26 protein-coding genes and 2 pseudogenes are annotated in these 19,003 nt (G+C 48.8%); 27 read left to right on the top strand and 1 reads right to left on the bottom strand.

Translation table 11 applies throughout. From position 1 onward, the window contains the following. Nucleotides 1-108: IS1 family transposase (locus tag FNW02_RS34490; RefSeq protein ID WP_191760955.1), on the bottom strand; the 108-nt coding region annotated here is incomplete at its 3' end. Here FNW02_RS34490 and FNW02_RS34485 point away from each other — a divergent pair. The 27 genes and pseudogenes from FNW02_RS34485 to FNW02_RS39240 all read left to right on the top strand — a co-directional run. Further along, complete coding sequence (locus FNW02_RS34485) at nt 79-222, top strand: hypothetical protein (protein WP_225226126.1); 144 nt, start codon at nt 79-81, stop codon at nt 220-222. The two genes, FNW02_RS34490 and FNW02_RS34485, sit on opposite strands and share 30 nt — an antisense overlap. Further along, nucleotides 219-626, top strand: coding sequence for a nuclear transport factor 2 family protein (locus FNW02_RS34480; protein WP_191762013.1), 408 nt, complete (start codon nt 219-221; stop codon nt 624-626). Before FNW02_RS34485 ends, FNW02_RS34480 begins: the two co-directional genes overlap by 4 nt. 63 nt (nt 627-689) lie before the next feature. Continuing rightward, on the top strand, nt 690-1,424 hold the full coding sequence (locus FNW02_RS34475) for an SDR family oxidoreductase (RefSeq protein WP_191762012.1): 735 nt from the start codon (nt 690-692) through the stop codon (nt 1,422-1,424). A 234-nt stretch (nt 1,425-1,658) separates the two neighbouring features. Next, on the top strand, nt 1,659-2,216 hold the full coding sequence (locus FNW02_RS34470; RefSeq protein ID WP_191762011.1) for a DsbA family protein: 558 nt from the start codon (nt 1,659-1,661) through the stop codon (nt 2,214-2,216). Between the two features lie 187 nt (nt 2,217-2,403). After that, complete coding sequence (locus FNW02_RS34465; protein WP_041457393.1) at nt 2,404-2,586, top strand: hypothetical protein; 183 nt, start codon at nt 2,404-2,406, stop codon at nt 2,584-2,586. Nucleotides 2,587-2,985: 399 nt separating this feature from the next. After that, nucleotides 2,986-3,567, top strand: coding sequence for a nuclear transport factor 2 family protein (locus FNW02_RS34460; RefSeq protein WP_011316792.1), 582 nt, complete (start codon nt 2,986-2,988; stop codon nt 3,565-3,567). A 162-nt stretch (nt 3,568-3,729) separates the two neighbouring features. Next, nucleotides 3,730-4,485, top strand: a complete 756-nt coding sequence (locus tag FNW02_RS34455; RefSeq protein WP_191762010.1) for an SDR family oxidoreductase — start codon at nt 3,730-3,732, stop codon at nt 4,483-4,485. A 17-nt stretch (nt 4,486-4,502) separates the two neighbouring features. Further along, on the top strand, nt 4,503-4,655 hold the full coding sequence (locus FNW02_RS34450) for a hypothetical protein (RefSeq protein ID WP_153228381.1): 153 nt from the start codon (nt 4,503-4,505) through the stop codon (nt 4,653-4,655). Continuing rightward, the gene (locus FNW02_RS34445) at nt 4,652-6,571 is read left to right on the top strand and encodes an alpha/beta fold hydrolase (protein WP_191762009.1); all 1,920 of its coding nucleotides are present in this window, start codon (nt 4,652-4,654) and stop codon (nt 6,569-6,571) included. The genes FNW02_RS34450 and FNW02_RS34445 overlap by 4 nt, the downstream gene beginning before the upstream one ends. 373 nt (nt 6,572-6,944) lie before the next feature. Then, a complete protein-coding gene (locus FNW02_RS34440; protein WP_348535494.1) occupies nt 6,945-7,184 on the top strand; it encodes an alpha/beta fold hydrolase in 240 nt (79 codons plus the stop codon). Nucleotides 7,185-7,268: 84 nt separating this feature from the next. Continuing rightward, entirely contained in the window at nt 7,269-7,367 is a 99-nt protein-coding gene (locus FNW02_RS34435) for an SDR family oxidoreductase (protein ID WP_323267612.1), read from the top strand. Nucleotides 7,368-7,400: 33 nt separating this feature from the next. Beyond that, nucleotides 7,401-8,159 carry a flavodoxin family protein gene (locus tag FNW02_RS34430; protein ID WP_096553034.1) on the top strand — a complete coding sequence of 253 codons (759 nt, stop codon included), beginning with the start codon at nt 7,401-7,403 and terminating at the stop codon, nt 8,157-8,159. A gap of 176 nt (nt 8,160-8,335) precedes the next feature. After that, the gene (locus FNW02_RS34425; protein WP_191762007.1) at nt 8,336-9,229 is read left to right on the top strand and encodes a pirin family protein; all 894 of its coding nucleotides are present in this window, start codon (nt 8,336-8,338) and stop codon (nt 9,227-9,229) included. Further along, nucleotides 9,222-9,548: a hypothetical protein gene (locus FNW02_RS34420; RefSeq protein ID WP_348535493.1), complete on the top strand. Its 327-nt coding sequence runs from the start codon at nt 9,222-9,224 to the stop codon at nt 9,546-9,548. Before FNW02_RS34425 ends, FNW02_RS34420 begins: the two co-directional genes overlap by 8 nt. A gap of 107 nt (nt 9,549-9,655) precedes the next feature. Then, on the top strand, nt 9,656-9,754 hold the full coding sequence (locus FNW02_RS40315) for a rubredoxin (protein WP_191762015.1): 99 nt from the start codon (nt 9,656-9,658) through the stop codon (nt 9,752-9,754). Nucleotides 9,755-9,813: 59 nt separating this feature from the next. Then, a complete protein-coding gene (locus FNW02_RS34410) occupies nt 9,814-10,506 on the top strand; it encodes a hydrolase (protein ID WP_191762006.1) in 693 nt (230 codons plus the stop codon). Between the two features lie 189 nt (nt 10,507-10,695). Further along, nucleotides 10,696-11,064 carry a cupin domain-containing protein gene (locus FNW02_RS34405; RefSeq protein WP_096553038.1) on the top strand — a complete coding sequence of 123 codons (369 nt, stop codon included), beginning with the start codon at nt 10,696-10,698 and terminating at the stop codon, nt 11,062-11,064. Between the two features lie 58 nt (nt 11,065-11,122). After that, nucleotides 11,123-11,749: pseudogene (locus FNW02_RS40310) on the top strand (SDR family oxidoreductase). A 61-nt stretch (nt 11,750-11,810) separates the two neighbouring features. Continuing rightward, nucleotides 11,811-12,557 (top strand): alpha/beta fold hydrolase, encoded by a 747-nt coding sequence (locus tag FNW02_RS34395; protein WP_191762005.1) that lies wholly within the window; start codon nt 11,811-11,813, stop codon nt 12,555-12,557. A gap of 73 nt (nt 12,558-12,630) precedes the next feature. Beyond that, nucleotides 12,631-14,187 carry a GMC family oxidoreductase gene (locus FNW02_RS34390; protein WP_191762004.1) on the top strand — a complete coding sequence of 519 codons (1,557 nt, stop codon included), beginning with the start codon at nt 12,631-12,633 and terminating at the stop codon, nt 14,185-14,187. Then, the gene (locus tag FNW02_RS39245) at nt 14,165-14,608 is read left to right on the top strand and encodes a hypothetical protein (RefSeq protein ID WP_225226125.1); all 444 of its coding nucleotides are present in this window, start codon (nt 14,165-14,167) and stop codon (nt 14,606-14,608) included. Before FNW02_RS34390 ends, FNW02_RS39245 begins: the two co-directional genes overlap by 23 nt. Continuing rightward, nucleotides 14,589-14,834 carry a UBP-type zinc finger domain-containing protein gene (locus FNW02_RS34380; RefSeq protein WP_338421223.1) on the top strand — a complete coding sequence of 82 codons (246 nt, stop codon included), beginning with the start codon at nt 14,589-14,591 and terminating at the stop codon, nt 14,832-14,834. Before FNW02_RS39245 ends, FNW02_RS34380 begins: the two co-directional genes overlap by 20 nt. A gap of 70 nt (nt 14,835-14,904) precedes the next feature. Next, nucleotides 14,905-15,846 (top strand): DUF5996 family protein, encoded by a 942-nt coding sequence (locus FNW02_RS34375; protein WP_191762003.1) that lies wholly within the window; start codon nt 14,905-14,907, stop codon nt 15,844-15,846. A 292-nt stretch (nt 15,847-16,138) separates the two neighbouring features. After that, a complete protein-coding gene (locus FNW02_RS34370; RefSeq protein WP_225226124.1) occupies nt 16,139-16,822 on the top strand; it encodes a TetR/AcrR family transcriptional regulator in 684 nt (227 codons plus the stop codon). Between the two features lie 82 nt (nt 16,823-16,904). Then, the gene (locus tag FNW02_RS34365; protein WP_191762002.1) at nt 16,905-17,864 is read left to right on the top strand and encodes a CPBP family intramembrane glutamic endopeptidase; all 960 of its coding nucleotides are present in this window, start codon (nt 16,905-16,907) and stop codon (nt 17,862-17,864) included. Nucleotides 17,865-17,928: 64 nt separating this feature from the next. Next, nucleotides 17,929-18,669 carry a CPBP family intramembrane glutamic endopeptidase gene (locus FNW02_RS34360; protein ID WP_191762001.1) on the top strand — a complete coding sequence of 247 codons (741 nt, stop codon included), beginning with the start codon at nt 17,929-17,931 and terminating at the stop codon, nt 18,667-18,669. A 28-nt stretch (nt 18,670-18,697) separates the two neighbouring features. After that, nucleotides 18,698-19,003 (top strand): annotated as a pseudogene (locus FNW02_RS39240) (hypothetical protein); the annotation flags it as partial.

Raw genomic sequence — 19,003 nt, 5'->3', positions numbered from 1 at the left:
ATATGATTCAAGAAATTGGCGCTCGCATGAACAGCAAATGTAGTTTTGTTTACCACGCCGATGACCGTTCTTGCGGATATGGCTAGATGCACAGTTAGGACAGTTCATCCCTTAATTATGCAACGCCGAATCAACAGTCCTTCCTGGTTCAGCCTTCAGCGATCGCAGACTTATCCCAAGCAACTGCGTCTAATCCAGCAGATGCACAAGCAACTCAGATGATCGAGCAACGCAACAAAGCAACTGTCCAGCAGTCTTTCGACCAATGGCGCAACGGAACTGGCAGTGCATTTGATCTGCTTGCCCCGGATGTAACCTGGACAATTACTGGGACGGGTGCAACTGCGGGCACATATCGCAGCCGACAAGCATTACTCGATCAAGTCGTTAGCCCGACCAGTGCCCGACTATCAACTCCAATCGTCCCGACTGTACGCGGCATCTGGGCGGATGGCGATATGGTGATCGTGCTGTGGGACGGGGAGGCGACCGCCAGAGACGGCAGAGCGTATCGGAACACCTACACGTGGTATTTCCGCATGAAAGACGACCAAGTAATCGAAGCGATCGCCTTTCTAGACATGAGCAAGTTTACAGAATTGTGGACAAGGGTTTCACCTTCATGATTCAGGAAATGGAAATCAATATTTAGTTCACAGCACTCAACTCGAACAGAAAGGAAAACAACGATGTTAAACATTGAGAACAAAGTCATTGCGATCACTGGAGCCAGTAGCGGGATTGGCGAAGCCACAGCTAAGTTACTCGCTCGAAACGGTGCAAAGGTGCTTTTGGGCGCACGGCGCACCGAAAAGCTCGAAAAAATTGTTGAGGAGATCCACACCTCAGGTGGTACAGCAGAATTCAAAGCCGTAGATGTCACCGATCGAGAAGATGTGAAAGCGTTCATTGGGTTTGCGAAAGACAAGTTCGATCGCGTCGATGTCATCTTTAACAATGCAGGCGTGATGCCTCTATCCCCGATGAATGCTTTGAAGGTCGAGGAATGGGACAACATGATTAACGTGAATATCAACGGGGTGTTAAATGGCATTGCAGCAGCTTTGCCGATTATGGAAGCGCAAGGTAACGGACAAATCATCAATACTGCGTCGATTGGTGCCCATGTGGTAGTACCCACTAGCGCAGTTTACAGCGCTACCAAGTACGCAGTTTGGGCAATCTCCGAAGGACTCCGGCAGGAGTCGAAAATGATTCGCGTCACCGTCATCTCTCCCGGTGTGGTTGAAACCGAACTCGGCTCTGATATCACGGACGAGCCAACAAAAGGCTTCTTGAAAGACCTTCGCAAAGATGCACTCAACCCAGATATGATCGCCAGCGCTGTCCTGTATGCCGTATCCCAGCCGGATGATGTCGATGTCAACGAAGTGATTGTTCGACCGATCCGTCAGATGATGTAGGCAACAGCTCTTGATCACGTCAGACGGATAGGATTGACCATACAATTAAGCGTTAAATCTAACTTAAGTTAGAGCCTACCTTCTATCTTAAGAAGGAGCGGCTGCTCCATCAAATTACAGCCTAAAAATGTTAACTCACTGTAGACGACAACTAAAACCCAATTGCTTATATTGAATTCATGTGGATTGAGCAAGTGAATCGCAAGGTTCCATGCTTGATACAGATGTAGAAAGATGATCGACGACCATAGTTCCAGTTCTTTAGTTGTGCCAGCTTCAACCCAAGATCACAGTCAAGGTGTGCTAAGTGCCGCCGTGGTATTAGTGATGTATGGGGATTATCAATGTCCTAGAAGTGCAGCCGTTTACAAACTGATTAAAATCATTCGGCAAGAGCTTACGGTTTCTTTTGGAGAGGATTATTTATGTTTTATCTTCCGCCATTTTCCACAGATCCAGATTCATCCCCAGGCACAACGGGCAGCCCAAGTAGCCCAAGCAGCCGCCGCCCAAGCAAAGTTTTGGTTAATGAGCGATACTTTATTTGACCATCAACAAAGGTTGGAGAACGGTTATCTTGTCGAGTACGCCAATGATTTAGGGCTTGACATTCCTCAATTTCTCAAAGAGTTGTCTAAACAAGTGTATGTCGATCACATCAATGAAGATATCGAAGGCGGAATACAGAGTGGAGTGACGACTACCCCAGCCCTGTTTATCAATGGAATTCGGTACACCGAGCGCTGGAACACGACGGAGTTGATGGCTGCCATGATTGCTGCAAGTTATTAAGTTCCCCGATCTTTGCTCTCAATTCATATCTGACTTGCCTGTAAGTGCTGTAAGCCATCTAATTTTGATGGCTAGATTTTGCCTGTTTCACTGAACAAATTTGCCGCTTTTTGAACCATGCCAACAACTGAATTCCTGCGTATTGATTTAGTGAATTACAAATCGGTATTTCATTGAGGATAGTTCTATGACGCATTCACTAGTACAAGGCAAGAATAATTCTGGGCATGAAGGTACACCTCAGACTGGTTCTCTTCGCGACTCCTCAGTTAATCATGCCCTGATTGCGATCGCGCAAGAAGTCACTGAGTTGCTGAGACAAACTTACCCGATACAAACTGACGAAATTGAAACAGGAGAAACAGAATGATACTGCAAGATAAAGTGGCGTTAGTCACTGGCGAAACTTCAGGAATTGGTCGTGTAACCGCGTTAGCGTACCCCTACGGGGAAGCAAGCTACGCGTAGCGTTCCGTAAAGCCTGCGGCATAGCTACGCTTAGGGCGCAGCCTCTCGTAGAGAAGGAAAGCTTAACGAAGTTACCGCATTTGGTGCTGCTGGAGCAAAGGTAGTATTCTCAGGCAGACGCGATGCAGAAGGTGAAAAAACTGCCAAACTGATTCGTGAAACAGGCGCTGAATGCTTATACGTCCATTGAAACAAGTTCACTAACATCACAAAAATCTGACAAATCATTTTAAGAATCTGAAAGCAGTCAAGCATTGGAACTCAAGACACTTTAGATAGATAGAACCAGGAGTATTTAATCATGGTCAAAGAGCAAACTGTAGACGGACAAGCTTCTTTACAAGCAACTACCAATTTGACACCAGCCCAGGAGTCTTTGCAAGAACTTTGGGATGAGCATCTGCGGCACGAGTTTGACGCTCACAACACTGAAGATGCTCTCGCCACGATGGTTGAGGATGCTTACGTTAACGGCATTCCGGTAATGATTGGGGGAGTAGGGAAACCAGCACTGCGCGAGTTTTATTCCAAATACTTCATTCCACAGATACCGCCGGACATGGAGCTGACTCCGGTCTCGCGCACAATTGGGACCAATCAACTCGTCGATGAAATGGTGGCTAAGTTCACTCATACCATTCAGATGGACTGGATGCTACCCGGCATTGCTCCGACTCTTAAACGGGTTGAAGTGGCATTGGTAGCAATTGTTCAGTTTCGTGACGACAAGCTAGCCCACGAACATCTCTACTGGGATCAGGCGAGTGTATTGGTTCAACTCGGCATGCTCGATCCGGGTACACTGCCCGTTGTAGGGGTTGACAGTGCGCGCAAGGTACTTGATCCGAGCTTGCCCTCAAACGCACTGATCGATCGCGACTAAATGTAGGAGCCAGCAAATATCAATGCCTAAACCCGCCATTTTGCAATCAGGATCGTACTCATCCTGGTTGTAGGAGGTGCTTCTTATTGCTGGCCCCTACACGTATTGCTCATTGAGTTTTTGACAAAGTGACACAGCCATTCACAACAAGAGGTAACTATCATGATGCTGAAAGACAAGGTTGCTTTGGTGACTGGCGGAACATCGGGCATCGGTCGAGCAACCGCGATCGCTTATGCCAAACAACAGGCAAAGGTGGTGGTAGTGGGTCGTCGAATAGATGAAGGTGAAGAAACGGTTCGATTGATTCAGGAAGCTGGCGGAGAGGCGTTTTTTGTGCAATCAGATGTCACGAAAGAAGCCGATGTTAAAGCAATGGTTGATAAAGCGGTTGGCGTTTTTGGTCGGTTAGATATTGCCTTTAATAATGCAGGAATGGTCGGCGAAAATCCCTCATTGATTGAGCAAACAGAAGCGGAATACGATCACATTATGAACGTCAATGTCAAAGGCGTTTGGTTGTCGATGAAATATGAAATTGCTCAGATGTTGAAACAGGGAAGTGGTGCAATCGTCAATACATCATCTGGGGCTGGAGTCGTTGCACTTCCTGGCGTACCCCTCTACACCGCGAGTAAACATGCAGTAGTAGGTTTAACAAAAGCCGCCGCGCTCCAATATGCCAAAGCGGGTATTCGCATTAATGCCGTTGCACCAGGGTCAATCGAAACAGATATGTTTGAAGCAGCTACAGGTGGGCAGGATGAGGTCAAAGCTTATATAACAGGACTTCACCCGATCGGACGAATTGGAACACCGCTTGAAGTTGCAAATGCAGTTCTGTTTTTATCATCTGACATAGCATCGTTCATAACAGGTGAAATGTTGATGGTAGATGGTGGGTTTGTAGCACAGTAGTCGAACGACAGTGCGAGATGACAACACTTGCAGGCAAAGTTGCACTGGTAACGGGCGGTTCTCGCGGTTTAGGAGCGGCGATCGTAGGGTATGCGAAAGGTGTCCAAGATTCCAAATCTGAGTGTCGAAGTTCAGTCGGAAGAAAATCAAAAAAGAGAATTGTACGATGAAAATACGCTACGGGTTTCGACAGGTCGGCGATGTCGAAGTGTTCTACCGCGAGGCGGGGTCAAGCAATGCGCCAGTGATACTGCTGTTGCACGGCTTTCCGACCGCTAGCCACATGTTCCGCAACCTGATCCCTCTGCTTGCCGATCGCTTTCGGCTCGTCGCGCCGGATCTGCCTGGTTTCGGACAGACTAAGGCACCGCCACGCGGGATGTTCGACTATACGTTCGACCACCTTGCCGACGTAATCGAGGGCTTCGTCGATGCTTTGTCGCTCGATCAATACGTACTCTACATCTTCGACTACGGTGCGCCAGTAGGTCTGCGTCTGGCAATGCGCCATCCTGAACGGATATCTGCGATTATCTCGCAGAACGGCAACGCCTACCTTGAGGGTTTCAGTGATGAATGGGGATCGTGGGAGACCTATTGGCGCGAACCGAGCGCAGCGAATCGGGAAGCCTGCCGCTCCTCGCTCACGCCAGACACAATCCGGAATTGGCAGTACGGTATCGGAGCCGATCCAAACCTTTTGTCGCCCGACGGCTACGAACTCGACATCGCCTACATGGGGCGAGCGGGCGCGGAGGAGATCCAGCTCGATCTGATCCTCGATTACCGCAGCAACGTCGCGCTCTATCCAGCCTTCCAGTCCTACTTTCGTGAGTACCGTCCGCCGCTTCTCGCCGTCTGGGGTCGTCATGATCCGGCGTTTCTGCCCGCTGGTGCTGCCGCTTATCAGCGAGATCTCCCGGATGCAAAGATTCATCTGCTCGATGCCGGACATTTCGCGTTGGAGACCCATGCGGAGGAGGTAGCAACGTTGATCCGCGCGTTCCTCGACAGCACGATCGGTTCCACGCTGCGTCTTGAAAGGGAGAACTTACCTACGCTGAGTGGTATCAAAATTCCGTCACTGTTTATTCTAAATCAAGGAGAGTTGGCACAGATGGAATCTATGAAAGCAGCCGTATTAACTGCGTTTGGTGATGCTGAAAAGTTTGAGATTCAAACTGTTCCCATACCAACACTGAAGGCGAATCAGGTGTTAGTCAGAGTTTGTGCAACCTCGATTAACCCTGTCGATTACCAAACTCGTCGTGGTGATTACAAGGAACTGGTTCAACTACCTGCCATCCTTGGAGTCGATGTTTCAGGGGTGATTGAGGCAATTGGCGAAGCTGTGACTGATTTCAAGGTGGGAGACAACGTATATTACTCGCCGCAAATTTTTGGAGAATTTGGTAGCTACGCTCAGTATCATGTGGCTGATGCAGCGATTGTTGCATTGAAGCCTGCAAATCTATCGCACATTGAAGCAGCTTCTTTTCCGCTTGCAGGCGGAACTGCTTGGGATTGTCTAGTGACTAGGGGCAATCTACAAGTTGGTGAAACAGTTCTCATCCATGCGGGTGCGGGTGGAGTGGGTTCGATCGCAGTTCAACTCGCCAAAGCGATCGGGGCATACGTTTTTGCGACGTGTAGTTCTAGAAACCGAGATTTCGTGACAGAACTGGGCGCAGATCGAGTGATTGATTACAAAAATGAAGATTACGTAGAAGTCATTCGTCAAGAAACAAATGGACTGGGTGTGGATTTAGTTCTAGATACGATCGGCAAAGAAACAATTCAGCGTAGTTTAGAAATCATTCGTCCCTTTGGTAGGCTTACAAGCATTGTAGACATTGCAATACCGCAATCGCTTCTTGAAGCATGGGGTAAGAATCTGACGATTCATTTTGTTTTTTCACCCCAGTACCGAGCAAAATTAGAGGCTTTGACAAAACTCATCGAGCGTCATCAGCTTCGTCCAGTGATTGATTCAGTATTTTCTTGGGATCAGGTCGTTCTGGCACATCAGCGTCTAGAGCAGGGAGGAACACGGGGCAAAATTGTGCTGAAGTTTACAGAAGATTAGACCAGCTTTACAGCGTTAATAATTGCTAAACGGATCGGAGTTTGATTGTGTGCTGAAGGTCAATGTTGATTGGAATAGGAGAAACATTGGGAATTGGTAGAGCAACAGCGTTAGCGTACCCCTACGGGGAAGCAAGCTACGCGCAGCGTTCCGAAGGAAAGCTTAACGAAGTTATCGCTTAAAGCATCCAATTGAACAGAGGAGAGATTCAAATGTCAGCCAAAAATAAAGCAATCTTAGAGGTGGCAAACGCGGCGATCGCGCTCGGGCAACAATGAAGGATTCTCGTTGTTCTGAAGCGATGGTAGGCAATGGATGCTTGCCTTATCTGAAGTCTGCTGCTTAACGCAGCATTGTTAAGACGGTGATTGTGATGCAACAGACAAAAACACATCATCAATTTACAACGGAGAAACCTCTCATGCCTTACATTACCGTTGGTCAAGAAAACTCTGCAACCATCGATCTCTACTACGAAGATTTGGGGACAGGGCAACCGATTGTTCTGATTCATGGATTTCCACTGAATGGACATTCCTGGGAGAAGCAGGTTTTTGCTGAATGCAGGATATCGAGTAATTACCTACGATCGCCGAGGATTTGGTGCTTCTAGTCAACCCTCATTTGATTATGACTACGATACCTTAGTGATTTCACCCCCGTTGCCGGACTCTCGGTCTATGCATTGACTAAAGGAGTGATCGCCAGTTTCACCCATGGACTCGCCCGCGATCTCAAAGACCGCCAGATTCGAGTGAATGCAGTCAGCCCTGGTGTCGGTAAATCACCTGCATAAGTCAGAATGTTGTTTTGTACAGGAGTCGAAGCCATGTCACAACAGCTCAAAACAATCACGGATCGTCAGTGCCAAAATGCCCCTGCACAATATAGTGATTTAAAAGCTCTTTTTTTAAATTGCACACTCAATAAAACGCCAGTGTTATCCCATACACAGGGAGTTATCAATATTGCCAAAGCTATTTTCGAGGCTAATGGGGTAACCACTCAAGTCATTCGACCGGTAGATTATGAGATAGCGGCGGGGCTAGGGTTAGATATGTCACAAACCGATGAGTGGCAGACAGATGAATGGCCCCAAATCCAGAAAGAAATTGATGCAACTGACATCTTAGTGCTGTGTACTTCAGTATGGCTGGGTGAAAAAAGTTCTGTTTGTAGTCGAGTTTTAGAGCGAATGTATGGATATACTCATCTTTTGAATGAGAAAGGTCAGTACAGAGATTATGGGAAGGTTGGGGCAACCCTCATTACCGGGAATGAAGATGGTGTGAAACATTGTGCGATGAATATTTTGTTTTCCCTATCGCACATTGGCTATACGATCCCTCCCCAAGCGGATGCAGGCTGGCTAGGCGAAGTAGGCCCAGGGCCTTCCTATTTAGATCCAGGGTCTGGAGGGCCGGAGAACGAATTTACCAATCGCAATACCACCTTTTTAGCTTGGAACTGTATGCATATCGCCAGACTACTCAAAGATAATGGAGGAATTCCTCCTCACGGGAACCAACCTGACGTTTGGGATGCAGGTTGTAAGACAGACTTCAAAAATCCTGAGCATAAACGCTAGCAGGGATAGTTTTCTAAGGCACAAAATTTTTCAACATACCCTATAAAGATCTCGATCTAACCTTTATTGGTTAGTGACCTGCCGGATTCCTGTCCTGTGAAAAAACTCTGTGATTCACCCCGTTGAGTCAGGCTCAAATGATACACATACTTGTCTAGTTCTAAAGAGGCAATTCTATGACTGTCCCCACTCAAACGTCTCGAACCGTTGCCGGAGTAATTAATAGCGTTGAAACACTCGAAGGGGCTGGATTTCTTGTACGTCGGCCCTTTCCCCAAAGTAGCTTCTCTGAATTTGACCCGTTTCTCCTCCTCGACGAGTTGGGGCCGATTAATCTAAAGCCGGGACAAGCAAAAGGTGCACCCGATCATCCGCACCGGGGCTTTGAAACCGTCAGCTATGTCTTGGATGGACAGTTAGAACACAAAGATTCTGCGGGACACGCCGGGCTACTAAATCCGGGTGATGTCCAGTGGATGACAGCAGGTGCCGGGGTCGTGCATTCCGAGATGCCGGAGTCAATGTTTACCCAAACTGGTGGACGGCTCCACGGCATTCAACTATGGGTCAATCTGCCACAACGAGACAAAATGATGCCGCCCCGCTATCAGGAAATTCCAGCGGCTCACATTCCGGTAGCTCAAACCGAAGATAAGTCTGTGACGGTGCGGGTAATTGCGGGAGAAGCGTTAGGGGCAAAAGCCGTAATTCAGACGCGCACGCCGATAACTTACCTCCACTTCACACTGCAACCAGGGGCAACGATGATCCAGCCTGTACCCAAAGAGTACAACGCCTTTGTCTATGTACTGGAGGGGTCTGGGTTGTTTGGGACAGAGCCAGCGCCTGGTGATGATGGGCAGATGGTGCTCTTTTCTCAAGATGGAGAAGATGTGGTGATCGCCAACCCTGCTGATGCTCAGCGTCCTCTAGATCTTCTGCTGATTGCAGGTGTACCCCTTAACGAACCAGTCGTGCGCTACGGGCCATTTGTCATGAACACTGAAGCTGAAATTACCCAGGCGATCGACGACTACCAGGCAGGAAGGATGGGACGGATTCATGCTTAACCCATCTCAATATCAAATGAGTCAACATCAACGCTTGAGTCAGTTACGAATCAAACCACTACATCTGCACAAGCTTTTACTAGAGACTGAGCGTCTTACCTATGAGCAAGTTCGAGGGCACGTTTCTGGAGGTGAATTGCTACAACTGGCGATCGGTCATGAGCAGTTTGCCTGGTTGCATCGACTCTCAGAATTGATTATCCAAATCATGAGTTGCTTCATGCCGATGAATCTGTTACACCAGAGGCAATTGAAGCGATTGACAGTGACATTCGGACACTGCTCAGCCCCGATGAATCGGGCGATGAGTTTGCCATGAAGTATAACACGGCGCTTCAACGCCACCCCGATGTCATGTTAGCTCATGTAGATGTCATGATGTTGCTGCCCTCTGACAGTATTTAACCCGCTTAACCACAGTCTGGAATTGCTTCGGGAACAGCTTTTGAGGATCTGCCGGAAGATTGGTTATGTCCAGTCTGTGACGCGAAGAATGTAAAAAAACTGTGTGATTCACCCCGTTGAGTCAGACTCACACGCTAGGGCGTGTCTGAAAAGTAAACATTGAATGGAGACTTATAGCGATGTCTAAAAATCCAAAAATCGGACTGGAAGGACTGCTTCGTCCAGAAGATAGCATCCTGGTACTGATTGACCACCAGCCTTACCAGTTCACCAACCTGAACAGCCATGAACCTACGATGATCATTAACAATGTGATTGGTCTTGCTAAATCGGCAAAGTTATTTAACGTACCCACAATCCTGACCACAGTCATTGAAGAAAGAGGGGGTTACATCATCAAGGGACTACAGGATGTTTTTCCCGATCAAAAACCGATCAACCGCACTTTCATCAATACTTGGGAAGATCCAAACGTTACAGATGTAGTGAAGAAAAGTGGCCGCAAACAACTTATACTTGCTGCACTTTACACCGAGATCTGTCTCGCAATGCCAGCAATCCAGGCGCTGGGTGAGGGTTACGAAGTATTCATCGTTACCGATGCTTCGGGCGGTGTTACTGCGGAAGCTCATGATATGGCGGTTCGCCGGATGGTTCAGGCGGGTGCAGTTCCAATCAACTGGATGGCTGTACTTGCTGAATGGCAACGTGACTGGGCGCGCACAGAAACAACTGTGGGTGTATCAGATATTACTCTTGAGCATGGCGGTGCTAGTGCAGTTGCCCTTGCATGGGAACTTCAGCTCCTTGCAACAACCCCTCCAGCGATCGCAGCAGGCGATCAATTACATTCATGCTCATCTGAATCGTGATTTATCCTTAGCCGAACTGGCAAGTGTAGTTAACATCAGCCCGACTTAGTGTGCAAGTTTGTTTAAGCGAACGATGGGGATTTCGCCCCATCAGTACGTAATTCAACGGCGCGTGGAACAGGCAAATTTCTCCTCCAAAATTTACAGATTTTGAACTTGCTCCGATTGTGTAATTGCAAGCCTAAACTTATGCTGATCCAAAAACTAAACGACTGTGAAGAAATTATCGCTGGAGATGGAACTGTTCTGCGCGAACTGCTTCATCCTGACAAACAAGACATCAACTTGCGTTACAGTTTGGCGTATGCGATCTTGCCTGTTGGCGAAACTTCGATTCCCCATTCTCTAAAGACTTCTGAGGTTTATTACATCATTAGCGGTGTTGGAGAAATGTCGATCGACAGTGAAGTTTGTCGCGTTGAACCAGGTGATGCGGTTTACATTCCTCCAAATGCCATCCAGTTCCTTCACAACTACGGCGACGAACCCCTTGTTTTCGTTTGTCTAGTTGATCCAGCTTGGCGCAAAGAAGACGAAACGATTTATGCACCAGTCTGATTCATGCAAATCTCACTGCTAGGGATGATTGATCACGATCTTAGGAAACAAAGCATTAGTGCAAAAGACCGTTGTAACCTACGAACGACTCGATTGTGCTTTCAACAATGTAGGCAATGAGGAACTCTTGAAACCCCTGCATGAACAATCGATCGAGGAGTTTGACAAACTCATGGAGATCAACGTCCGGGGACTGTTTCTGTGCATGGGATATGAAATTCAGCAGATGTTATCTCAAGAATCGGGCGTAATTGTTAACAACTCCTCACTTGCAGGTTTGTTTGGACTGCCAGGAGGCTCTCCTTACAGCGCGAGTAAACATACCGTTATGGGACTAACGCGATAGCGAAGTGCTGCTGCGTTTGCGTTCGCCCTTGGCGTTGCCGCAGGCTAGCATTAGCGAGTCTTGTCTACGACACGCTACGCGAACGAGCGTCAGCGAAGATCGGCAGCAGTGGATTATGCTAAGCAGGGCATCCGGATTAACGCGGTGAATCCTGGAAACATTGCAACTGAGGGTCTTAATCGTGTCTTTGAAAAATTGGGCGTGACGGCTGATGCTGTTACAGCTATGGTGCTGATGGGTCGCATTGCTCAGGCAGAAGAAGTCGCTCAAGTTGTTGTTTTCCTTTGCTCTGATGCTGCCAGTTACATCACGATCGATGGCGGATACACAGCAAACTGACCCATTTCAAGAGAGAACAGACGAGCTTGATTTTCAGATCACATCTACAAGGAAGGATTCTATGTCAACTTTTGTCTTAGTTCATGGCTCCTGGCATGATGGTTCTGCTTGGCAGGCAGTCATTGATCAACTAGAAGCAAAGGGACATCATGCTTTTGCGCCCACGATCGCTGGACATGGCAAAGGCGTGAACAAAAACGTCAACCATGCTCAATGCACGCAATCAATCGTCGATTACATTGTGAGTAAAGACTTAAACGATATCGTTCTAGTCGGACATAGTTTCAGTGGGACAATTATTGCCAAAGTTGCTGAAGCAATCAGCGATGGCTTCGCCGGCCAAAGGCAACGCATTCGACAACTCATCTTCTTCAATGCCTTTGTCCTCAATGATGGTGAAAGCCTTAACGATAACACCCCACCGCACTCTCAAGCGTTATCCGATCAGCTAGCGAGACAATCGGGCGATCATACGGTGATGCTACCTTTTGAGATTTGGCGAGAAGCGTTTATCAACGACGCTGACCTCGAACTAGCTCGATCCAGTTACGCACAATTATCGCCCCAACCGTATCAACCGTGGCTTGACAAGTTAGACCTGAAGCAGTTTTACTCGCTGCCCATCCCCAAAAGCTACCTCTACTGTACCGAAGACAACGTCCTTCCTCAAGGCGATTGGGGTTGGCATCCCAGAATGTCTAGCCGCTTGGGACTATTTCGGCTTGTACAAATGCCCGGTAGTCACGAGGTCATGTTTTCTAACCCGGTTAGTTTAGCAGAAAAGATGATTGTGGCAGGACGTGACTAGCAGCAGAATTTGCGATCGCCAACCCACTAATGTCGCCATCATTCAACAAACAATGACCTGAAAAGGAGAAATCATGACAACTACATACCATCACAGTGCTGCTTTTGATTATATTGTGATTGGTGCCGGTTCAGCAGGCTGCGTTGTTGCCAACCGTCTTACAGAAGACCCTAATACTAAAGTATTGCTGCTCGAAGCGGGTGGTCCTGATACCAAGCCAGAATTTCAAGTTCCCTCATTGTGGCCTACTACACTCTTAGGCTCGGAAGTGGACTGGGCATACTTAACTGAAGAGGAACCTTACTTAAATAACCGCAAAATTTTATCTTCACGCGGTAAAGTCTTGGGCGGCAGCAGTTCGATTAATGGCATGATTTATATACGAGGCAATGAACGTGACTACAATAGCTGGCAAGCATTAGGTAATATTGGTTGGAGTTATCAGGATGTCTTGGCTTACTTCAAGAAATCGGAAAACCAGCAGCGAGGAGCATCGTTATTTCACGGGGTTGATGGACCACTTAGCATCACAGATCCACTCTCTCCTGCAAAAGTGTCGCAACGCTTTGTGGAAGCCGCGATCGCACAGGGCTATGAGCAAAATCCCGACTTTAATGGCGTACAGCAGGAAGGTGCAGGACTTTACCAAGTGACCGTGAAAGATGGCAAGCGCCAAAGTACAGCAGTGGCATTTCTGCGTCCGATTAAAGATCGCCCCAACTTGACCATTCAAACAGGAGCATTGGTGACTCGTTTACTCTTTGAGGGAAAGCGTGCAGTAGGGGTAGTGTATGTTCAAAACGGAACGGAGTATCAAATCAGGGTCAACTCCGAGGTGATTTTGAGTGCTGGTGCCTTCGATTCTCCTAAACTGCTCATGCTTTCTGGAATTGGACCAGCAGAACATCTGCGAGCTTCCGGCATTCCTGTAGTTGTTGATTTGCCGGGTGTCGGGCAGAATCTTCAAGATCACCCACTTGCTGTTATTGCCTACCAGTCTACTCAGGACGTGTCCCTTGCGCCAAGTAGTAATGGGGGAGAGGCTGGGTTATTTCTGCATACCAACAATGATTTAGATGCAGCGCCTAATTTGCAATTTACAATTGTTCCAATTTTATATGTCGATCCTGCCTATGCACGTGAAGGTCCGGGATTCACCTTTTCCTTTTACATCACCCGTCCTGAAAGTCGTGGTAGCGTAAGACTACGTTCCTCCTCCCCCTTCGACCCACCGTTAATTCAGGTCAACTATCTTCAGAAAGAATCTGATATGCAACTGATGGTTGAAGGACTTAAAATTTTGCGTCAAATTGTGTACTCCGATGCGTTTAATGAGTTCCGGGGCGAGGAAATTGCTCCAGGGAGTTCTGTGCATAGCGACAAAGCAATCGAAGATTATATTCGGCAAACGTGCGGTACAGCGTGGCATCCTGTTGGGACGTGCAAAATGGGTATTGATCAAATGGCGGTTGTCGATCCTCAACTCAAGGTACGGGGGATTGAAGGGTTACGAGTTGTTGATGCATCGATTATGCCAACTATGATCACAGGAAACACAAATGCACCAGCAATTATGATTGGAGAAAAGGCTGCCGATTTGATAAAAGTTGGAACAAAATTGCCTCAATGATGGTGAAAGCCTCAGAGATAGCCTTCCGCCGCATTATCAAGCGTTATTTGACTCCCTAGCTAGAGAATCGGACGATCATACGATGGTGATGCCGTTTGAGATGTGGCGAGAAGCATTTCTCAACGATGCTGACCTCGAAATGGCTCAATCCAGTTACGCACAATTATCGCCCCAAGCGTATCAATCAATGATTGATACGCTGGACTTGAAGCAGTTTTACTCGCTATCGATTCCTAGAAGTTACCTCTACTGTACAGAAGACACTGCCCTCGCTCCGTTAAAGCATCCAGTAGAACACCTTAATTTCCGGTTTCACATCAGCCTCAATCATTCTGTTCACCGTTGTCTTCTACCAGGGATACCAAAAAACTATGACTTGCGAACATCTCAACAATCTAACTGTGGAAAACCTGATTTCTAAAGCAGCCTATCCCGTATTTCGTTGTGAAGAGTGCATTAAAATAAATAGCCGCTGGGTACACCTGCGGATTTGCCAAACCTGTGGCAAAATGCTGTGCTGCGATTCTTCTAAGCATCAACACGCTCGTCGTCATTATGAAGCAACCAATCATGCAGTAGTTAGTTCGGCTGAATTGGGGGAGCAGTGGTTATGGTGTTTTGCAGATGAACAGGGAAAAGACTATTGATAGCGATTCTGATTTCATCTAGATTTCCTTCTCATTTCTTCAACATATTCTCCTCATGTGGGTGATTTTCATGGCTGTTTCTAATCAAAGTACTTCCATTGACAGCGTTTGGCCCAGTTTGCCCTTAGCAGCTTGGCAGGATACCTATGCAACTCTCCATTTATGGACGCAAGTCATCGGTAAAATCCGGTTGGCACTGGCACCTAAACTTAATCACTGGTGGCAATCTACTCTTTATGTCACACCGCGTGGACTAACAACTGCTTCAATCCCTTGCGGAACTCGTAACTTTCAAATTAGCTTTGATTTTCTCGACCATCAACTACAAATCGACACTAGCGACGGCATCGCTAAAAGAATTGCACTGGCTCCTCGCTCTGTGGCAGATTTTTACCAAATGGTGCTAACTACATTGAGCGACATCGGCATCGAAGTCCAAATCTGGACGATGCCGCAAGAAGTGTCAGAACCAATCCCGTTCGATCAGGACTATCAACACGCAGCTTATGATCCGGAATATGCACAACGGTTCTGGCGAATTCTTGTGCAAGTCGATCGGGTCATGACCTTATTCCGTTCTCAGTTTATTGGTAAATCCAGCCCTGTACATTTTTTTTGGGGCAGCTTTGATCTTGCTGTGACTCGTTTCTCTGGTCGTCGTGCGCCAGAACACCCAGGGGGAGTTCCCAATATGGCAGATTGGGTCACACGAGAAGCCTATTCACACGAAGTCAGTAGCTGCGGCTTTTGGCCAGGGGGTGGGTCAATTGTGGAGCCTGTTTTTTACGCTTACGCTTATCCTGCGCCGGAAGGGTTTCGAGATTACCCAATCCAACCCAGAGAAGCTTTTTACAGCTCACAAATGCAAGAGTTTATCCTACCCTATGAAGCCGTGAGACAAGCTGACGATCCAGATGCAATGCTCCTTGCCTTTTTCCAAAGCACCTATGAAGCAGCAGCCAACTTAGGACATTGGGATCGAGTTGCGCTGGAGCGTTCCCCAACCGTGTAAGGCTAACAAATTGCAAATTGCTGAAGCGGATGGACTAGCGACCTTGATACAAAGTTTGAGGCGATCTGCTGCTACTTAGAGATACTGAATGGATAGTGGATAAGCGGACAACCGATTTGCAAACAGCAGTTATACAACGCGGTAAGCAAACAAGGAGCTTTCGTAATCAAAACTGGGGTCAAGTCCGAAATCAGCAGCGCGGTGTAAATCATTTGCAAAAGCTATCTCTTGCGAAGTATGTCATTTAGTGACAAAATGTCGTTAAATGACAAATATGGCACGAAAGACGGCTATGGCGAGTGATGGTGACAGCAACGCGATGAGCAATCACAAATCAGGCGATCGCAAATCAGGGGGGATGAATGCACAACGGCAACAGCGGGTACGTCTGGAGATTTCGCGGGAGGCAGCGCGTTTGTTCTGGGAACACGGTGTTGCTGCCACGAGCGGCGAACAAATCGCAAGCGCGGTTGGAATCTCGGTGCGAACCCTCTGGCGGTACTTCCGCAACAAGGAAAGCTGTGCTGAGCCGGTCTTGGCGCAGGATGTCGAGGAGTGTGTGGCGGTGCTGCGCCGCTGGCCTCGGGAAGTCTCTCTTGAAGATCACCTCCTTGAATGGGCAACGAACCGAACCAAAGATGTCGAGCAGCAAGCCTACGACGAGGCTGTCATCAAGATGACCGTGCTGGCTGAAAAAGAGCCGGATCTTCGAGCCGCCTGGTTAATGACTCACGATCGAATTGAGCGAGAACTGGTCGAGATCATCGCGGATCGCCTGCGCCGCCCATCTGATGATATTGAGGTGCGGTTGCACGCGGCTGTCATCACCGCAGTTTTGCGCGTCATTAGCGAAGATGTCAGCACCGCCCTCATGTCGGGAGCCGATCGTGCCTCCATCGGCAACCCCATCAGGCATATAGCCCAAGCTGTGCGCGTAGCCACTGGCGGAGCCGTCGGTGATCCCGTTGATCCCTAAAAACAATCGCAACGGCAACTACAGCCCAATTCGAGCAGCCCGATTCGAGCAATACATACACGCACGAGCAAAGGAGACAAAGATGAGGAACAACGCAACCAAAGGAAAGCAGGGAAGCGGAGCGGAAGCGAAAGATTCAACTTACGTGGAGGCTGCCCGGTGGGGTAAGCATCGGGGGTGGCGGTATGTTTTGGGACTGGTGATCATTCTCTTTGCGTGGTTGGTCGTCGGTAGTAGTGCCAGCGTACTCGTCGCGTTCGCGCTCAGCGGACAGGCAGACCCCTCAGTGCTCAGTCCCGTGGAATACTACCTGTTTGTCATGACGAGTTTCTTGTTCTTCTTCGTGGGAGTCCTTATCGCTGTCTCCCTCGTCCACCGCCGCCACCCCCGAACACTCGTCACGGTGCAGGAGCGGATAAACTGGCATCGGGTCGGTCATGGATTCGTGGCGTGGTTCGTGCCGTACTGCCTGATCGGTGGGCTGGGGCAGTATCTGTTTTACCCGGATACCTTCTCCTTTAACTCCGACCTCTTAACCCTCGCACTCTTCGTGCCGCTGGCACTGGTTCTTACCGCGATTCAGACGACCACTGAGGAGCTTTTCTTTCGCGGATACGTTGTGCAGGGTGCGAGCCTCATCTGGAGCAACCGCGTCTTTCTGGCGATCGTGCCAGCCGTGATATTCACCCTGCCGCACCTCCTTAACCCGGAGGTGTCCGCAGGCGGCTGGCTCACGGTCTTTTCCAACTACTTCTTCGTTCCGGGTCTGGTGTGGACTGTGGTCTCATTGATTGACGGCACCACCGAACTCGCCATCGGCGTACACTTCGCGAACAACATCGGCGGGGCACTCCTGTTCAACATCACTGGAAGTGCCTTGCCCTCACCCGCTCTGTTCACAATCAGCGAGTATCACGCGACCTACGGGGCACTAGCGGTGCTGGTTGCAGTACCCGTGTTTCTGGCGATCGCCTACAAGGTGTTCAAACGCGACGGGGTATCCAAACTCGTTTCCCAGAGCGATCGGAGTGGTCGTTGGTGACCCCGGCAAATCCCGAACCCATCAGCAACTGAAGTCAGCAACCCGATAAAAGGAGTCAATTATCATGCCTCGTGTTTCTTCAAATCACTTGCGGGAGTCGGGAAAGCCCCCTTCCGCGTCCTCGGCTTGGTCTAGCAAGACCTCCCGTCCGGGCTGGCCCGAGATTATCGTCGGACTCGTTGTCTATTTAATTGTAGGGTTCGGAGGCATCTCGCTGTTCAAGCAACTCAGTCTTGACCCCGTGGTCTACGGCCTGATCTTAACTGCATGGACTGGTGTCGCCACGCTGATCGCGTTCGCGGTGGCTGCGCGGCTGCGGATTCGTTCCCTGAGTGCCTTCGGCGTGCGTCGAACCTCCGGACGCTGGCTCCTGATCGGCGTCGGAGTAGGACTGGTTGCCTTCGTGCTCAAGAGTCTGGCGATCCTAGCCTGGGTTCAGATCACTGGGGACACGAACAATGTCCAGGATGTTTACGGAGATGGCGCTCGCGGCGGGTTACTGTCTCTGGTTTTGAGCACGGTGTTCATTGCCGTCTTCTCACCCCTTGGTGAGGAACTGCTCTACCGAGGCATCGTCACCAACGCGCTGCTGCGCTACGGCCCGTTCGCTGGGGTCGTGGGCAGCACTGTGATCTTCGCTCTCATGCATGGGATCAACAACATCTTTCCCGCTGCTGTGGTGGCTGGTCTTGCCACCGCCGAGGTCTTCCGTCGAAGTGGATCGATCTGGCCGGGTCTCGTCGTCCACTTCGTTTTCAACCTGCCCTCGTTCCTGCTGATGGTGGTGTTCACCAGCACGGGCTAATAGGACAGATCATCTGGAGATTAAACCAATGGCCATTCTGAAACAATTCGGGATTTTATTTGTACTGGGCAGTGTGGGAATTGTTATGTTCACGATCGCGTCTATTCCTTTAATCGAGCAACAGTTAGCAAAACTGTCTCCAGAAACACTGGAAAAAGTGCCGCCATTGGGGATTTTAATGCTTCTGCAAGGACTACAGTATTCAATCCTACTAGTCAACCAAGAAAATTATGACAGGTGTAAATTAGGATATAACCGTTGGAATTTCACTCTGGCATCTGAAGCTGCAAAACGCCAATCGATTTTAGCTTTCTGCTGGTTACGCTCCTTTTCC

The organism is Komarekiella delphini-convector SJRDD-AB1, from assembly GCF_014831675.1.
Lineage (GTDB): Bacteria > Cyanobacteriota > Cyanobacteriia > Cyanobacteriales > Nostocaceae > Komarekiella.
Note: the sequence above shows the minus strand (reverse complement) of the source record. Positions and strands in the feature narration are given on the sequence as shown.

Excerpts from the sequence above, each read along its gene's own strand:
- FNW02_RS34450 (WP_153228381.1), top strand. The coding sequence starts at position 4,503 with ATGACAACACTTGCAGGCAAAGTTGCACTGGTAACGGGCGGTTCTCGC.
- FNW02_RS34465 (WP_041457393.1), top strand. The coding sequence starts at position 2,404 with ATGACGCATTCACTAGTACAAGGCAAGAATAATTCTGGGCATGAAGGT.
- FNW02_RS34445 (WP_191762009.1), top strand. The coding sequence starts at position 4,652 with ATGAAAATACGCTACGGGTTTCGACAGGTCGGCGATGTCGAAGTGTTC.
- FNW02_RS34440 (WP_348535494.1), top strand. The coding sequence starts at position 6,945 with ATGCAACAGACAAAAACACATCATCAATTTACAACGGAGAAACCTCTC.
- FNW02_RS34425 (WP_191762007.1), top strand. The coding sequence starts at position 8,336 with ATGACTGTCCCCACTCAAACGTCTCGAACCGTTGCCGGAGTAATTAAT.
- FNW02_RS34420 (WP_348535493.1), top strand. The coding sequence starts at position 9,222 with ATGCTTAACCCATCTCAATATCAAATGAGTCAACATCAACGCTTGAGT.
- FNW02_RS34370 (WP_225226124.1), top strand. The coding sequence starts at position 16,139 with ATGGCGAGTGATGGTGACAGCAACGCGATGAGCAATCACAAATCAGGC.
- FNW02_RS34360 (WP_191762001.1), top strand. The coding sequence starts at position 17,929 with ATGCCTCGTGTTTCTTCAAATCACTTGCGGGAGTCGGGAAAGCCCCCT.
- FNW02_RS34390 (WP_191762004.1), top strand. The coding sequence starts at position 12,631 with ATGACAACTACATACCATCACAGTGCTGCTTTTGATTATATTGTGATT.
- FNW02_RS34485 (WP_225226126.1), top strand. The coding sequence starts at position 79 with ATGGCTAGATGCACAGTTAGGACAGTTCATCCCTTAATTATGCAACGC.
- FNW02_RS34375 (WP_191762003.1), top strand. The coding sequence starts at position 14,905 with ATGGCTGTTTCTAATCAAAGTACTTCCATTGACAGCGTTTGGCCCAGT.
- FNW02_RS34480 (WP_191762013.1), top strand. The coding sequence starts at position 219 with ATGATCGAGCAACGCAACAAAGCAACTGTCCAGCAGTCTTTCGACCAA.
- FNW02_RS34410 (WP_191762006.1), top strand. The coding sequence starts at position 9,814 with ATGTCTAAAAATCCAAAAATCGGACTGGAAGGACTGCTTCGTCCAGAA.
- FNW02_RS34475 (WP_191762012.1), top strand. The coding sequence starts at position 690 with ATGTTAAACATTGAGAACAAAGTCATTGCGATCACTGGAGCCAGTAGC.
- FNW02_RS34405 (WP_096553038.1), top strand. The coding sequence starts at position 10,696 with ATGCTGATCCAAAAACTAAACGACTGTGAAGAAATTATCGCTGGAGAT.
- FNW02_RS34455 (WP_191762010.1), top strand. The coding sequence starts at position 3,730 with ATGATGCTGAAAGACAAGGTTGCTTTGGTGACTGGCGGAACATCGGGC.
- FNW02_RS34430 (WP_096553034.1), top strand. The coding sequence starts at position 7,401 with ATGTCACAACAGCTCAAAACAATCACGGATCGTCAGTGCCAAAATGCC.
- FNW02_RS34460 (WP_011316792.1), top strand. The coding sequence starts at position 2,986 with ATGGTCAAAGAGCAAACTGTAGACGGACAAGCTTCTTTACAAGCAACT.
- FNW02_RS34395 (WP_191762005.1), top strand. The coding sequence starts at position 11,811 with ATGTCAACTTTTGTCTTAGTTCATGGCTCCTGGCATGATGGTTCTGCT.
- FNW02_RS34365 (WP_191762002.1), top strand. The coding sequence starts at position 16,905 with ATGAGGAACAACGCAACCAAAGGAAAGCAGGGAAGCGGAGCGGAAGCG.
- FNW02_RS34470 (WP_191762011.1), top strand. The coding sequence starts at position 1,659 with ATGATCGACGACCATAGTTCCAGTTCTTTAGTTGTGCCAGCTTCAACC.